At 68.4% G+C, this 15,911-nt stretch carries 13 protein-coding genes and 1 pseudogene; 11 read left to right on the top strand and 3 right to left on the bottom strand.

Features of this window, described 5'->3' with window-relative positions:
- Positions 1–63: 63 nt before the first annotated feature.
- Together HED23_RS13460 and HED23_RS13455 are read right to left on the bottom strand one after the other, a co-directional pair.
- The gene (locus HED23_RS13460; RefSeq protein WP_420803074.1) at positions 64–249 is read right to left on the bottom strand and encodes a DUF397 domain-containing protein; all 186 of its coding nucleotides are present in this window, start codon (positions 247–249) and stop codon (positions 64–66) included.
- Positions 250–257: 8 nt separating this feature from the next.
- A complete protein-coding gene (locus tag HED23_RS13455) occupies positions 258–1,142 on the bottom strand; it encodes a helix-turn-helix domain-containing protein (RefSeq protein WP_203183655.1) in 885 nt (294 codons plus the stop codon).
- Between the two features lie 311 nt (positions 1,143–1,453).
- On the opposite strand from HED23_RS13455, the gene HED23_RS13450 reads away from it, so the two are divergent.
- The gene (locus HED23_RS13450) at positions 1,454–1,753 is read left to right on the top strand and encodes an NIPSNAP family protein (protein WP_203183654.1); all 300 of its coding nucleotides are present in this window, start codon (positions 1,454–1,456) and stop codon (positions 1,751–1,753) included.
- Positions 1,754–2,167: 414 nt separating this feature from the next.
- Positions 2,168–3,280, top strand: coding sequence for a MarR family transcriptional regulator (locus HED23_RS13445; RefSeq protein ID WP_203183653.1), 1,113 nt, complete (start codon positions 2,168–2,170; stop codon positions 3,278–3,280).
- A 32-nt stretch (positions 3,281–3,312) separates the two neighbouring features.
- On the opposite strand, the gene HED23_RS13440 is transcribed toward HED23_RS13445, so the two are convergent.
- Positions 3,313–3,693, bottom strand: a complete 381-nt coding sequence (locus tag HED23_RS13440; protein ID WP_203183652.1) for a hypothetical protein — start codon at positions 3,691–3,693, stop codon at positions 3,313–3,315.
- A gap of 102 nt (positions 3,694–3,795) precedes the next feature.
- Between HED23_RS13440 and HED23_RS13435 the strand changes: the two are divergent.
- The 9 genes and pseudogenes from HED23_RS13435 (at position 3,796) to HED23_RS13395 (ending at position 15,891) form a co-directional block, all read left to right on the top strand.
- Positions 3,796–4,153 (top strand): annotated as a pseudogene (locus tag HED23_RS13435) (helix-turn-helix domain-containing protein).
- Positions 4,154–4,269: 116 nt separating this feature from the next.
- Positions 4,270–4,680: a VOC family protein gene (locus HED23_RS13430; RefSeq protein WP_203183651.1), complete on the top strand. Its 411-nt coding sequence runs from the start codon at positions 4,270–4,272 to the stop codon at positions 4,678–4,680.
- Between the two features lie 182 nt (positions 4,681–4,862).
- A complete protein-coding gene (locus HED23_RS13425; protein WP_203183650.1) occupies positions 4,863–5,357 on the top strand; it encodes an ATP-binding protein in 495 nt (164 codons plus the stop codon).
- A gap of 36 nt (positions 5,358–5,393) precedes the next feature.
- Entirely contained in the window at positions 5,394–5,894 is a 501-nt protein-coding gene (locus HED23_RS13420) for an SseB family protein (RefSeq protein ID WP_420803073.1), read from the top strand.
- Positions 5,891–6,538, top strand: a complete 648-nt coding sequence (locus tag HED23_RS13415; RefSeq protein ID WP_203183649.1) for a hypothetical protein — start codon at positions 5,891–5,893, stop codon at positions 6,536–6,538. The genes HED23_RS13420 and HED23_RS13415 overlap by 4 nt, the downstream gene beginning before the upstream one ends.
- A complete protein-coding gene (locus HED23_RS13410) occupies positions 6,538–11,376 on the top strand; it encodes a putative T7SS-secreted protein (protein ID WP_203183648.1) in 4,839 nt (1,612 codons plus the stop codon). The genes HED23_RS13415 and HED23_RS13410 overlap by 1 nt, the downstream gene beginning before the upstream one ends.
- A complete protein-coding gene (locus tag HED23_RS13405; RefSeq protein WP_203183647.1) occupies positions 11,369–11,698 on the top strand; it encodes a hypothetical protein in 330 nt (109 codons plus the stop codon). Before HED23_RS13410 ends, HED23_RS13405 begins: the two co-directional genes overlap by 8 nt.
- A gap of 421 nt (positions 11,699–12,119) precedes the next feature.
- Complete coding sequence (locus HED23_RS13400; protein ID WP_203183646.1) at positions 12,120–13,709, top strand: serine/threonine-protein kinase; 1,590 nt, start codon at positions 12,120–12,122, stop codon at positions 13,707–13,709.
- A gap of 46 nt (positions 13,710–13,755) precedes the next feature.
- On the top strand, positions 13,756–15,891 hold the full coding sequence (locus tag HED23_RS13395) for a UvrD-helicase domain-containing protein (RefSeq protein ID WP_203183645.1): 2,136 nt from the start codon (positions 13,756–13,758) through the stop codon (positions 15,889–15,891).
- The last annotated feature ends 20 nt before the right edge of the window (positions 15,892–15,911 follow it).

Here is a 15,911-nt window from a genome sequence, read left to right as displayed (position 1 = left end):
TTCCCCTACATGCCAAGGGCCCCGCATACTGTGCCAGCGTGAGGGGCCCTTGGCATGGGTAACTCAGTTGGTGGCCAGCCTCAGGAAACCTGCCCACGCACGAGTTCCAACGGTTAGCAAGGGACCGTCGAGCTGCTTCGAGTCACGTACATGCACCGCACCAGGTGACTCAGCCACCTCAACACACTGCCCGCCTTCGGCGCCGCTGTAGCTGCTCTTCGACCAGAGGAGTGCCGACTCGGGGGCCATCGCGGTCTTCATAGTTCTCCCAGCAACTTCTCGACAAAACCCAGGGTCTCTCGCGGAGTGAGAGCCTGACTCCGGATGATTCCATAGCGTGCTGCGGCAAGCTGGGTCTCGTCTCGTTTTGTTAGCAGGTTGCTGCGCCCCTGAACCTCCATATAGACGAACTGCTCGCCGCCCTTGCGCGTAATCACCGTGAACGGGCCGTCAACTCCCGCATTATCCTCCCGATCCAGTGGCATGAGCTGTAGCTCCACGTTGCGCAGAGAACCAAACAGAAGAAGTTGCTCAAGTTGGCCACGCATGACCGCATTGCCGCCGAGCCGCTTCCGTAGGGCTCCCTCCTCAACCACAAAGCTGAGCAGCGGTGCGGGCCACCGGTTGAGCACCTCCTGTCGTGCAAGGCGGGCAGCCACGCGCTCCTCGATCGTCTCCTCGCCGAGGAGCGGTCGACGCATCGCGAGCACCGCGCGCATGTACTCCTCGGTCTGAAGCAGGCCGTTGACGATGTGCGTGTCGTACGCGCACAGCTCGACCGCCTCAGCCTCCAGCCGCGCCATATCCCGAAAGAACGCCGGATACTGCGACCGAGCCAGCTCCTCCTTCAACGCCACCAGCAGTCCCCCGGCGTCCAGCACGCGGTCCGCCTTGTCGACGAACTCCGGCTGAGGAATCCGCCGCCCCTGCTCGAACGAGGCCACCGACTGCGCCGCGTAGCCCACCCGCTTCCCGAACTCCACCCGGTCCAGCCCCGCCCTCACCCGCAGCAGTTTCAACTGCCGCCCGAACGCGACCGCAACCCCGTTCTCCGCCTTGCTCTCCGGCTGGGCGGAGGCACCCGACGAGCGCTCCGCGCCCTCCTCCGCACCCACGCCCGCATTCATCTCGTCCTGCGTCATCCGCCACCGCCTGTCCCCGTACGCACACACACCACGTCCGTCGCGCCCCACCGTCACACAACAGCCAGCACTTCACAGCTCAACCGACAGGACGACATCACCCACGTCTGCGGCCCCCGAACCACCGCGCCCGCCTTGCTACGTCCCGCTCGGGCACCGTAATCACCTGCTCGTACGCCTGCACAGCGTTCGCCGGTAGATCCCTCCAAAGAGTGGGTACAAGCGGGCCGACGCCCATCCATCCCCGCCACCCGTGGATCGCGTAGCCCCTGCGGTGGCGCGTCGTGTCGACCCGCGAGAGGACACACCTCATGGCCAAGACCACCCAGCTCCGCACCTACACCGTCCGCGAAGGCCTGCTGGACGAGTGGGCGCAGCGGTGGAAGGCCGACATCCTGCCGCTGCGTCTTGAGTTGGGGTTCGCGATCGGCGGCGCCTGGGTCGACCGGGAGCACAACCGGTTCGTCTGGCTGATCACCTACGAGGGCCCGGAGACGTTCGCGGAGCGCAACGCGATGTACTGGGAGTCACCGGCCCGCAAGTCGATGGACCTCGATCCGGACGACTACCTCGTCAGCACCGAGGAGCGGACGGTGGAGGAGTGGTACTGAGCCGACGCGCGCCGTCCACGCCCCCGCCAGGGGCAGCGGGGAAGTGCGTGGGTAAGGACCCCAGGACTCGGGACTCGGGACTCGGGCGGCGAGCTTCGAGCGCCGGGGTCGGGGCGTTCACTCGTTGGGGGGACGCCCTCAGGGCCCGGACCCGACGCTTGAGCTTCGGGACACGAGAGCCGGGACGCGGGCTCCGGGATTCGAGCGATGTTGTCCACCCGGTAGGTGAAAGAAGGGTTTTGGGGAAACCTCCCCACCCTCCCCACCCCGTCACGGCCAGCTGATATGACTAAACGTGATCAGCTTGCAGCACGTCGTCACGGCTGCTTACGGTGCCCCCAACGAAGCGACCCCGACGCGGTGAGCAAACACCAGGCCGGGGTCTCACCCCAAGATCGAACGGAAGACGATCTCGTGGCTACCGAGCACCCTAGCCCTGCCCTCCCCGCACCCGCATCCTCGCGCCCGTACGCGAAAGCCCGCCCCGGCTACGGCAAACGAACCGCGTCCGGGCAACGCGCCCCCCGGGCCGATGACTTCGCCCTGATGCCGGAGCGCGAGCGGTACATCGCCGGATACGTCGACCGGCTCCCGGATGGTGCGGCGATGGACATCAAGTCGCTGGCCAAACACCTGCCCCTGTACGGCCAGATGGCCGTCTCCAGCGCCCTGAAGGCCCTCGGAGTGGCGGGGCATCTGCGGCGCGTACGCTGCCTGGCCGGCGAGCGGGAGCAGGTCCGCTGGGTGTCCCGCACCTACTGGTCCCGGACCGCCCGCGACAACGAGTGGTGGGACACGTTCCTGACCACCGAGGGCAGCGACCCCTCACCCGAGACGACACCCGCTCAGCCGTCGGCCGACGCCGGTGCGCAGGCCCCGGTCACTGCGTCACCCCTGAACGCGGCCACACCACCGGCCACACCACCGGCCACATCACCGGCCGCACCGCCCGAGTCCGCCCCGCGACAGACCGAGGTTGCCTACGAGCCCGTCGCCGTGAGCGTGACGCACCCCGCGCCCGCACCCCCTGCCGTGCCCGAGCAGCGCACGCACGGGGCGGCCCAGGTCGCGCCCTCTCCCGCGTACCTCGCGCTGGCCCAACTCGGCCGTGCGGACTCACGCCTGGCCCTCTCCGCAGCCGACTGCCGCGTCCTTGAGCCCCTGGCTGCCGCATGGTTCACACGCGGTGTGGACGCCGGCTACCTCACCCAGGCGCTCACGGCGGGCCTCCCCGCGCAGGTGGACTCCCCCGTCGGCCTCGTACGCCGCCGCCTCACCGACAAGCTGCCACCGCAGCTGACCGGCAGCACCGCCCCTGCACCGGCCGCCGCCAGGGGGCGTCGCCTGCTGGCGGAGTGCACCGAGTGCGGCCGTCCCGGCGCGCCCGAAGCACTGCCCGACGGCCTGTGCCGGGGCTGCCGCACCGCCGCGTCGAGCACCACTCCGACAGTGCCCGCCGGTCCGCCGGCCGAACGCGATGTGCACGCGCTGGTCGGCCGGCTCCGCGAGCTGACACGTCTGCCCTGACCACGGCTCCCATCTCCACCCGCGGACGGGGCTCAGAGGCCGCCCAGCCCGGTGGCGAGGTCCGGATCGCGCATGCCGGGGAAGGCGTAGCCCTGGGTGTCGTCCCACGGGACATCGAGGTCGTCCATGTGCACGCGCCACTCCGCTCCTGGTAGAGCGCGGCGCAACTCGGAGACGGAGCCCAGCACATGGTTGAGCACCGGCAGCACCATGTCGGGGTCGAACGGCATCTTGGTGGAACCGGCAACGACCTCGTCCGGTCGGCTGTCATCGCTGTCGTAGAGGTACAGGCTCTCTTGGTCCTCGTACGGGAAGGACGCCCTGTGGGCAGCGGCGATCCGCTCGACAGCGGCCGTCTCGGAATCCGTCAGCGGAGTGGCCCGGCTCGCGCAGTAGTAGAGGGAGACGCTCATGGCCCGAGCCTACTGAGCGGGTATGACAGAGCTCTCCGGCACCGGCCTGCCCTGTGGTGGGATGGTGCCGTGAGCCGCAACACCGAAGAGACCAACCGCCGTATGCTCCGGGCCCGGGACGCGATGGACCGTGCGTACGCGCAGCCGCTGGACGTGCCTGCCCTCGCCCGGATCGCCCACGTCTCCCCGGCACACTTCGCCCGCACCTTCCGCGCCACCTTCGGCGAGACACCGCACCGCTACCTGCAGCGGACGGGTCGAGCGGGCGATGTTCCTGCTGCGGGAGAGCGACCGAAGCGTCACGGACATCTGTTACGAGGTCGGCTTCGGCAGCACGGGCACGTTCAGCCGCACGTTCCGCGACATCGTCGGCCGGTCGCCGAGGACGTACCGCAAGGAGTCGGCGGCCATGGACGTACCCACGTGCTTCACGAAGGCGTGGACGCGGCCGAGCGCCTGAGCCGCCTGTCGGCACCGGCCACCGCCCACCGCCCACCGCCCGCCGACGGCCGGTCGCCCACCGACCGAGCAGTTTCGGATAAGTTTTCGCCGGTCCCGCCGATTAGCGTGGTCCACATGTTCAACGCGATCACGCACTCACAGATCTACGTCCTCGACCAGGACCAGGCACTCGACTTCTACGTCGGCAAGCTCGGCCTGGAGGTCAATGCCGATGTCGACATGGGCTTCATGCGCTGGCTCACGGTCAGCGTCCCCGGGCATCCGGACCGCCAGGTCCTGCTGGAGAAGCCCGGCCCTCCGGCGATGTCCGAGGAGACGGCGGAGCAGATCCGGGAACTGCTGACCAAGGGGGCACTGGGCAGCGCGCTCATCCTCACCACGGACGACTGCCGCAAGACGTACGAGACGCTGTTGGCCCGTGGCGTGGAGTTCACCGACGAGCCGACGGAGAGGCCGTACGGAATCGACTGCGGTCTGCGCGACCCCTTCGGCAACCACCTCCGCTTCACCCAGCTGAAGGGCTGACAACCGAAGGCGGGGCGCTCGGACGGCAGTGGCGATTCGCCACCGGCTCCGGCCGCGCCCGCCCCGGACGGTCGCCGCACGCTCCCCCTCCTGCGTACAGGCCGGTGCAGGTCACGTACAGCCGTCTGACGACAGCGCGTCACCCCTGGTCACGCTCGGCCACGATGCATGAGCGTTGAGGCATGACCAGCCAGCAGCCACCCCTCCCCATGCGTCGCGCACGCACCGCACAACCCCGCTTCACCTGGCACCACTTCACGATGCGCTTCAGCTCGACGCCGCGCGGTGCCCGCCTCGCCCGGCGCCTGGCCGGCGAGCGCCTCGACGCATGGGGCATCCCGTACGGGAGCGAGGCGCACGACACACTGACGCTGACCGTCGCCGAGCTCAGCAGCAACGCCGTGCGCCACGGCCACGTACACGGCCGCGATTTCCGCCTCCGTCTCGTCGCCGAGGGCACGGCCATCCGCATCGAGGTCACGGACACCCAGGGCGAATGCCTCCCTACCCCCGCCGGTCCTGCCTCACCCGATCAGGAGGGCGGCCGCGGCCTCCTGATGGTCGCCGCACTGGCCGATCGCTGGGGCTGGTATCCCTGCGTGGACGGGCCGGGCAAGACGGTCTGGGCGGTCCTCGAAGTCTCCCTGTTCCCGGAGCAGCCGGATTCCAGCCAGTAGGCAGTATCACGTTGCACTTGAAAATCCGCGCATGTGATGATCCTGCGTATGACCACGGGTGGGGACGGGATACCGGAACAGCAGCGCAGGCGGTCACGGCTGGCGGACCTGGACCTTCCGGGTCCGCCTCCCCAGCGGGCACTTGCTGCAACGTCGGTCGATATCCAACAGGAGCAGTTGCGTACGGCGCGGCGTGAGTTTGCTGTGTTGCTGGGTGAGTTTCGGCGTACGGCTGTGTTGGTGCCGCTTGATGGGGCCGGTGATCTGTGGTCGGCGGATCTGAACGGTGTGCGGTGGATCTGTGCGTTCTCGGACGAGGAGGCGTTGGCCCGGTTCGCGCTGGCCCGTGGTGAGTCCGGGCGGGAGTGGGCGTATCGGGCGGTTCTGGGTGCGCGGTTGTTGGATGTGATGGTGCCGATGTTGCCGGGTCCTGGCGGGGTGGCGCTGGATGCGGGCAGTACGGACGGGATGTTGTTTCCGCCGGTGGCGGGCATCGTTCCGGATGCGGTTGCGGTGGATCTCGGGGGGACGCGGTGAGTGGGGAGGGGTCGGATCTTCAGGTTCCGCCGGAGGCGTTGGCGCTGATCGCGAAGGGGATCGATCTGGCGCATGCGGAGCTGAAGGAGCTGGGATTCATCGGTGAGGCGTCGGTGGGGCGGGGTTTTTCCGATCTTGCGTTGTCGGGTCTGGAGTTGGGGCATGCCGGGCTGACATCGGAGTTCGAGACGTTCTGCAACCGGTGGGAGTGGGGTGTCCGGGCCCTGACACAGAAGGGCAACGGCTTCGCGCTGGGGGTGGGACTGTCGGCGGGTTCATTCGCGGAGCAGGAGCAGTACGTCAAGGACTCGATCAAGATCGGTGTGAACTCGCTGAACGGGAATCCTCATGCGTCCGAGGACGAGGTCAAGGCGATGAGCTGGGACACGGTCAGTACGCAGTCCGCGTATGACAACCCGGACTACAGCCGCGAGTCGTGGGATGCGGCTCATGCCGAGGTGAAGCAGACCTGGAAGGACACTGCCTACGACGTGGAGGACGCCGCGCTCGACTCGATGGAGCGCAACGGGCTGATGGACCCGGAGGTGCGGGACGCTGCGGACGAGCGGTTGCGGGAGCAGCTTGATCCGTCGCAGGAGACGATCGATCAGGCTGAGCAGCCGCGGTGGGGGGAGAGTCGCTGATGGTGGACTGGGGGAAGTGGGGCGACGCTCTGTACGACGGTGCGGGCAACCTTGTCGACAAGAGCAAGGAGGTTCTCGGCGAGGGGATCGACAAGGGCACCGATGTGCTCGGCTCGGGCCTGGAGAAGGTCGGTGCCGATGAGTGGGCGGACAAGGTAGAGGACTGGGGCGATGAGACCGCCTCCTCCTTGGGCGCGGATGTCGGGGAGCAGCAGCTCGGCCAGACCGAGGAAGCCGACGAACTGATCCATGGGCGGCCGGAGAAGATCAGTGCGGCGGTGAAGAACCTCCGGGATTTTCAGAAGGCGTTCGATCTCGTCGGTAGCGGGATGAAGAAGCTGGATTCCGGTCACTGGAAGGGTGAGGCCGCCGACGCGTTCCGGGCCAAGTTCCAGACGTTGCCGACCGACTGGTTGCGGGCGGCGGATGCGTTCGAGGACGCGGCCAAGGCGCTGGAGACGTTCGCCGGGGTGGTGACCAGCGCGCAGGCCAAGGCCGGTGAGGCCATAGCCCTGTACAAGGAGGGCAAGCAGGACTACGAGACCGCGGCGGCCGCGTTCAAGGAGAAGGCGGAGGCGTACAACGCGGTCCGCAACACCGACCATCCGCTTCCGCATCCGGGGACGTTTTCCGACCCGGGCGCGGCCAAGCGCCGGCACGCGCAGGAGATCCTCCAGCGGGCCCGGCGGGCGCGTGACGACGCCGGCGAGGCCGCGAAGGGTGCGATCACGGCCGCGATGGCGCACGCTCCGAAGGAACCGACCGGGATGGACCGGGCGAAGCAGGAGCTGTTCGACTACGGGGTCGGCCAGGGTATGGAGCTGGCGCACTTCGGCGGTGGTGTCATCAAGGGCACCGCGGGGCTGGTGAACTTCGTCCGGTCGGTCAACCCGCAGGATCCGTACAACCTGACGCACCCGGCCGAGTACTACAAGGGCGTCAACATGACGCTCGCCGGCCTCACCTCCACCGTCGCCAACCCCGACCGCGCGCTGAAGAACGCCTGGGACGCGGCCAAGGGAGACCCCTCCGAATTCCTCGGCCGGCTCGTGCCCGAACTCATCGGCACCAAGGGCGGGGGCCTGATCAAGGGCGGCCTGCGGGCAGGGATGAAAGACCTCGCCGAACGCCCCAAGAGTCCCAACCGCCGAGGACACGAAGACAATCCTGACTCCCACGGGCAGCAGTGCAGCAAGGTCAAGTGCGCCGGGGATCCCATCGACGTCGCGACGGGGCGCATGCTGCTCCCGCAGACCGACATCGTGCTGCCCGGGTCGCTGCCCCTGGTCTTCGAGCGTGTCTTCGACTCCTCGCACCGGGCCGGACGCTGGTTCGGCACCGGCTGGTCCAGCACCGTCGACCAGCGGCTGGAGATCGACGCGGAAGGCGTGGTCTTCAGCTGCAACGAAGGCAGTCTGCTCGCCTACCCGCACCCCGCACCCGGTGTTCCCGTCATGCCCACGCACGGCCGGCGCTGGCCCCTGGACCGGGTGGCCGACGGCTACACCATCACCGACCCGGAAACCGGCCAGATCCGGCACTTCGTCGACCAGCCCACCGGGGACCTGGCGCTCCTGGCCCAGATCGACGACCGTAACGGCCGCTGGATCGCCTTCGAGTACGACGAGGTAGGCGCTCCGACGTCGATCGTGCACCACGGCGGCTACCACCTGAAACTCACTACACGCGAAGGCAGGGTCACCGCCTTGCACCTGGCAGGCGCCGCCCCCGACGGCACCGACCAGGAGATCCTGCGCTACGGCTACACCGACGGCCACCTCACCGCGGTCACCAACTCATCGGGCAAGCCCATGCGCTTCGACTGCGACGAACTGGGCCGCATCACCGCCTGGACCGACACCAACGGCAGCCGGTACGAATACGTCTACGACGAACACGACCGTTGCGTCTACCAGAGCGGCACGAACGGCCACCTCGAAGCCCGCTTCACCTGGGACGGCACAGACCCTGAGACCGGTCTGCGCATGACGTCCATGACGGACAGCCTCGGCCACACCACGCGATACGTGATCAACGACCGATCCCAGATCGTCAGTGAGCTCGGCCCTCTGGGGGCGGTCACCCGCTACGAGCGGGACCGCTACCACCGGCTGTTGTCCCACACCGACCCGCTCGACCACACCACGCGCTTCACCTACGACGAAGACGGGCGGCTGACCGAGGTGGAGCGGCCGGACGGACGCCGGTCATGCGCCGAGTACAACGAACTGGGACTTCCCGTACGCATCGTCGGCACCGACGGAAATGTCACCCGGCAGACCTTCGACGAGCGTGGCAACCGAACCGCGATCACGGAACCCACCGGCGCCACAATCGCATTCTCGTACGACGAGGCGGGTCACCTCGTCTCCATGGCCGATGCCCTCGGGCAGACTTCGATCGTCACGCCCGACAAGGCCGGACTTCCCATCGCAGTCACTGACCCATTCGGCGCGACCGCTCTCTACGAGCGGGATGCCTTCGGCCGCCCAGTCTCGCTCAGGGACGCTGGGGGTGCGGTCACCCATCTCGAATGGACTATCGAAGGCAGAGTTGCCCGTCGCGTCGGAGCCGACGCAAGCGAGGAGTTGTGGACCTACGACGGTGAAGGAAACTGCCTCACCCATACCAATGCCGCCGGCGCGACCGTCAGCTTCGAGTACACCGATTTCGACCTCCTGCTGTCACGCACAGAGGCGGACGGCGCCCGGTACGAGTTCACGCACGACAGCAACCTCCGGCTCACTCGGGTCACCAACCCTCAGCACCTGAGCTGGAACTACGGATACGATCCAGCCGGTCAGCTGATATCCGAGACGGACTTCGATGACCGGACGCTCCGCTATGAGCGGGATGCTGCAGGCAGGCTCGCTGCACGCACCAGCGCCGCAGGCCGAACAACCCGCTACGAGCGGGACAGGCTCGGTCGCGTCGTCCGCAAGAACGCCGCCGGAACCACCTCCACCTTCGCGTACGACTTCGCCGACCACCTCGTGGAAGCAGTCAACGAGGACGCAACCGTCACGCTCATTCGGGACAGGTACGGCCGCCTTGTCTCCGAGACGGTCAACGGCCGCACCATGTCGTACACCTACGATGCCCTCGGCCGCCGTGCCGGCCGCACCACCCCGACCGGCGCTGTCAGCACCTGGGCCGACGACGCCGCCGGTCGCCGAACCTCCCTCACCACCTCCGGCCGCACCATCGTCTTCGAACATGACGCCCTCGGCCAGGAAACCGCCCGCCACATCGGCGACACTGTCTCCTTCACCAACCAGTACGACCCGCTCGGTCGCCTCACCAGCCAGCAGATCACCGGCACTACGGGCACAAGCATCCAGCGCCGCGACTACACCTACAGCGCCGACGGCAACCTGACCACCCTCACGGACCAGTTCAGCGGGACCCACACCTTCGACCTCGACCCTGCCGGACGTGTCACCGCCGTCCACGCCTCAGGCTGGACCGAGCGCTACGCCTACGACGCAGCCGGCAACCAGACCCACGCAGCTTGGCCGCAACGCCACCCTGGGCAGGAAGCCACAGGCGCGCGTGAGTACGAGGGCACCCGCCTCACCCGGGCCGGTTCTCTCCGCTACTCCCATGATGCGGACGGCCGGATCGTCCAGCGCCGCAAGATCCACCTGTCAGGCAAGTCAGAGGTGTGGCACTACACCTGGGATGCCGAGGACCGGCTCACCGCAGTGACGACGCCGGACGGAACGCGATGGCGGTACGAGTACGACGCGTCAGGCCGACGTACAGCCAAGCTGCGCCTGTCGGCGGACGGTACAACGATCACCGAACGCAGCGACTTCACCTGGGACGGACCGACCCTGTGCGAGCAGACCACGGTCTCGGACGAATTGCCTCATGCGGTCACCCTCACGTGGGACCACGACGGTCTGCGGCCGGTGGCCCAGACGGAACGCATCCTGGCTGCGGTGACGCAGGAGGCTGGAGATGGCCGACATGGCGCTCAGGTTCGCCCCTTGGGGGGCCTACACACCATGGTTCGAGCGAGCGGTGCAGCTGCAGCAGTCGGTACTCCGAACGGGACGGGGCGCGCGCAGCCCAGCGTCGACTCTCGCTTCTTCGCCATCGTCACCGACCTCGCCGGCGCGCCCTGCGAACTTGTCGACGAGCAAGGCGGTATCGCCTGGCGCAGCCGCCGGACCTTGTGGGGTACTACTACATGGGCATCTGGCAGCACCGCGTACACGCCGCTGCGCTTCCCCGGCCAGTACTACGATCCTGAGACAGGGCTGCACTACAACTACTCCCGCCATTACGATCCGGAGACGGCGCGCTACCTCACCCCGGACCCGCTCGGCCTCGTACCGGCGCCGAACCCATCGACGTATGTTCTGAATCCGCACACCTGGACCGACCCACTCGGCCTGTCGCCGTGCCCTACGCATCTGTTTCGCGGAACCACAAGGGGTTTCGAGGGCAGTCCCGGTGTGCAGCGGTACAGCATCACACCGACATCGTCCGATCCCGGCGTCGCCAGTGTGTTCGCGACTCAGGCCGAGCGGTTCGGCGACGCCATCGTCGAGATCTACCCGCGCGGCGCGCTGGACGGGGTCCCGGTCCACCAGGGGTACATTGCACGCGAGGCCGAGTGGCCGGTCGAGCTGAGCCCGGCAGAACTCTCGTCCCGCGCATCCGTGCAAGTGCCCTCGGCGGTAGCCCGGGAGATCCTCTCCGAGATGGGCATCCACGTGCCCCGCAAGATCGGCAACGGGGACATCGATCCGCTCCTTGAATACGATGTTCCCAAGCTCACCCCCGAGCAGATCGCGCACTTCGTAGAGGAGGCACACCGACGTGCTTGACAACGTGCCGGAAAAGGCAGCCCTGAGCATCGAATCCATCGAGTCCGTGACACCGGGCGTTCCCGGCGCGGCGGACGCCGTGGCCATTTGCGTCGTCCGCTGTGTTGAGGGGACGGCACGGCTGGGAATGGTGTTCCAGCACCCGGGTTCCGCAGCCTCCCCGGGCACGGCCACACCAGAGTGCACGCTGACCGCCATTGAGTGGTACGGCAGACAGGTCGAGCAGCTGGACACCGTTCACTCCGGCAAGGTCACGCTCACGGGAATCGGAGCAGAGACGCTGGCCAGGCGCGACGTCCTGAATTCGGCACCGCAGCACTGAACGCCCCGTCGGCACGGGCGTCGAAGACCTCTCCCTCCCGGAGGGCGGGGGGGACCGTCCCGTTCGGCGGGGCTGCAATCACCGCACATGCCGGCCCGGACCGGGTGTCACCGGCCACAGTCCTGGCCTATCAGACGTTGCATGCTCATTCACAGGCTTGAAGAACAGCTGACAACGAACGCACATTCCGTGGCCAGCCATTTGCCGGTGCCGTATCCGCGATGATCGGGATACTCAACGTTCGGGCCAAGCTACGCGCAACGAGGCGCTCCGCCTCCGGTGACCGGAAAGTGACGCCCCCTCACTCACTCCCGCAGCTCCGCTGGACTGGAGATCGCCGCACGGAGAGACTTGGCCCCACCACGCCGGGTCCACGCGCCAACACGCGTCGGCCCTCAGTACACGCACACACGGGGGCAAGGTGCCGGACCAACCGATCGCCGGACGGTACGAGCTCCTGGAGGAGCTCAACAGCGGCGGTATGGGAGACGTATGGCGTGGTTACGATGCCGTGCTGGACCGGCCCGTCGCCGTGAAGGTGGTCCGGCGGCAGGCCGTCGCCGGTTCACCGCAGCTGGCCGAGGAGTTCGCCAAGCGGTTCAAGCGCGAGGCGCGCATCACCGCGCGCATCCAGCACCCCGGCGTGCCGCAGGTGTACGACGCGGTGCTCGACGACTCCTTCGAGCGGCTCTTCCTCGTCATGGAGCTGGTCGACGGAGTCCCGCTGTCCGCGTACATCCATCCCGATCGCCCGCTGCCCGTCAGCTGGGCCGTGGCCGTCGCCGCGCAGGTCGCCACCGTGCTGTCGCACGCCCACGACGTGCCCGTCATCCACCGAGACCTCAAGCCGTCCAACATCCTGGTCGCCCGGGACGGCACCGTGAAGGTCCTCGACTTCGGGATCGCGGCGATCCTGCGCACCGACGTCACCAAGCTGACCGCGACCGGCAGCCCCATCGGCACGTACCAGTACATGGCACCGGAGCAGGTCCGAGGCGGGCGTACCAGCCCTCAGACCGATCTGTACGCGCTGGGCTGCGTGTTGCACGAACTGCTCAGTGGTCGGCCCCTGTTCACCGCCGACAGCGAGTACCTGGTGATGTACCAGCATGTGAACGCCGCTCCGACACCGTTGCGCCTGCTGCGACCGGATGTGCCGGAGTCCCTGGAGGGGCTGGTACTGCACCTGCTGCTCAAGGCGCCCGAGGCACGGCCCGCCGATGTCCAGGAGGTGTACGAGCGGCTTCGGCACTTCCTGCCCGCGCCTGGCGCGGGCCCCGCACCCGGTGAGGCCGGGCCGCAGGGAGCGCCGGATCCGACCGCGATCTTCCGTCAGCCGTACGCGCCCCGTGCCCGTGCCGGTGCGGGACGGCCCGTGCCCACCACGGTCGATCCGGCCGCCGCACCGCCGGTCCCCGTCGCCGTGCCCGCGCAGCTGCGGGAGGAGATCGCGGAGGCGTACGCGCACTCCGACGCACTGCTGGACGAGGAGCGGTTCGCCCAGGCCGCCGAGGTGCTGAGCGAGATCATCGAGCCGGCCGCCCATGCGCTCGGCGCCGAGAACAGGAAGGTCCTGGAGCTCCGTACGCAGCGCGCCGCGATTCGGCTGCTCGGCGGCGACTACCGGGCGGCGTTGCCGGAGTTCGACGCCCTGGCCGACGCATACGCGCGTACCAGCGGCCCCAGCAGTACGCAGGCACGTGCGTGCCGTGCCCAGGCAGCCCGGTGCCGTGCCGAGCTGGGCCAGGCGACCGACGCGCTGGCCGCGCTACGGGGTGTCCTGGACATCGTCCGCGCGGTCGACGGCGACGTGAGCGACGAGGCGGTCGAGCTGCGCCGGGACATCGGCATGCTCCTGCTTGCCCAGGGACAGGCGCCGGAGGCGCAGCTGATCCTCGCACCCCTCCACGACGATCTATGCCTGGTCTACGGTCCGACGGACGACATGTCCGAAGAGGTAGCCGAGGTGCTGAGCGTGATCGAGCTCGATCTCGACGGCCCGACAGTCTGACCCGCCACCGCCTCCACGCCCGTCGCCTCCCCCGGAGAGTCCGCCCATGCCCCACCTCGCGTTCGACATCGACTTCTGCGCTCAGCTCAGCAAGCTTCAGGGCAGCGTCAAACAGGGAGTGTTCGATGCCTGGGAGAAGTTCGAACGCCTCACCCTCGACCAGCTGTTCAAGGACCAGGGGCTGAAACTGGAGACCCTCAAGCGGGCCCGCGATCCGCACATCCGGACCATCCGAATCGACCAGGGCACGCGAGGTGTCGTGCTGGCCGCGGACAGCGGTGACACGTACGTGCTGTTGCGTGTGATGCCACACGACAAGGCGATCGCGTGGGCGATCAAGCAGAAGGCCAGCATCAACACGGTCACCCGGGCCGTCGAGATCCGGGACATCGCCGTGCTCGACGAGCTCACTCCCGCGTATGAGCAGATCGCTCCGGCTCCCGACGAGAGACTGTTCGCGAAGGTGTCGGACGGCGACATGGCCGCGCTCGGCATCGACGAGACCACTCTTCGGCAGGCCCGCGTGCTCACCGACGCCGAACAGCTGGAGGTGTTCGCGCCGTACTTCCCCCAGGACCAGCGTGAGGTCCTGGATTACCTGGCGGCCGGTTTCAGCGTCGAGGACGTCTGGCGGGACGTGGTGTCCGTGGCCATGTCCACCGTCTCCGCCGGTGATCCGCCGGTGGACACACAAGACTTCGCCACGGCGATTCAGCGAACCCGGGCGCGCATCGCTCTGGTCTCCGCGTCGGAGGAGCTGCGCGACATCCTGGACAAGCCCTTCGCGGCTTGGCGGGTCTTCCTCCACCCGTCGCAGCACAAGGTCGCCTACCGCCCTTCGTACTCCGGCCCCGCACAGGTGACCGGCGGTCCCGGGACCGGCAAGACGGTCGTCGCCCTGCACCGTGTGCGTCACCTTCTGGGGCATCTGCGCGACGGCGACCGGGTGTTGCTGACGACGTACACCAACGCACTGGTCGCCGCTCTCCGCGCGGGTCTCGCGGCGCTGGTCGAGGACGAGGTGCTGCGCGACCGTGTCGACATCATGACTGTCGACGCGTTCGCCGGCCGTGTCGTGTCGACATCACGACGGCCGTTGCGAGGCAACGAGGAGGAGACACGGTGGGAGCGGGCGGCTCGCGCCACCGGCTTCACGGGTACCCCGCAGTTCCTCGCGCAGGAGTACAAGCATGTGATCCTCGCCCAGGACGTGCGCACCCTGGAGGGGTACGAGGCCTGTGAGCGCAGGGGCCGCGGGAGCGCTCTGCCCATGTCCGTCCGCGGTCTCGTGTGGCGCACCGTCGAGGAGTTCACCGGCCGCCTCACCGCCGATGGACTGCGCACCTACCTCGGCACGTGTGCGGAGGCCGCCGACCTGCTGGAGACGTCCGGTCCGCGCTACCGGCACGTGGTCGTCGACGAGGCCCAGGACCTGCACCCGGCCCAGTGGCGGCTGCTGCGGGCCGCGGCCCCGGCGCGGCCGGACGACCTGTTCATCGCGGGCGACCCGCACCAGCGCATCTACGACACGAAGGTCTCCCTGAAGGCGGTGGGCGTCCGGGTCACCGGGCGGTCCACGAAGATGCGCAAGAACTACCGCTCCACCCACGAGATCCTCAGCTGGTCCACCGCCCTCCTCGTCGGCAGGCCCTTCGAGCAGCTGGCGGACGACGCCCGTAACGAAACCCTGCTCGGTTACCGTTCGGCACTGCACGGCAGCGGGCCCGAGACGTTCGGCGGGGATTCGGAGGAGGCCGAGCTCGACGCGCTGGTCGAGCGGGTGCGCGGGTGGATCGACAGCGGTATCCCGCCGGGCGAGATCGGGGTCAGCGCACGGTTCAACAAGATCTGTGACAAGGCGGTGGAACGGCTCGGGGCGGCGGGCATCCGCGCCGTGCGGCTCCGGGGCGACGCGCCTGCCGACGCGGACAGCGTGCATATCGGCACCATGCACGCGTTCAAGGGGCTGGAGTTCCGGTGTGTCGCGGTCATCGGTGTCAGCGACGGAGCCCTTCCGTTTCCGCGGGCGGTCACCGCGGCGGAGGTCGACCGGCTCCAGCACGACGCGGACCTCCTGGCGGAGCGCTGCCTGCTGTTCGTCGCTTGCACCCGCGCCAGGGACGGGTTGTACGTGTCGTGGTGGGGCGGCCCCAGCGAGTTCCTCGTGGAGGCCGGGGTCTGACGCTCCCCGGCGCCTTCCGT

Origin of the sequence: Streptomyces pratensis (genome assembly GCF_016804005.1) — a bacterium.
Lineage (GTDB): Bacteria > Actinomycetota > Actinomycetes > Streptomycetales > Streptomycetaceae > Streptomyces > Streptomyces pratensis_A.
The sequence above is the reverse complement of the archived record's forward strand: the minus strand, read 5'-3'. Positions and strand labels throughout refer to the sequence as shown.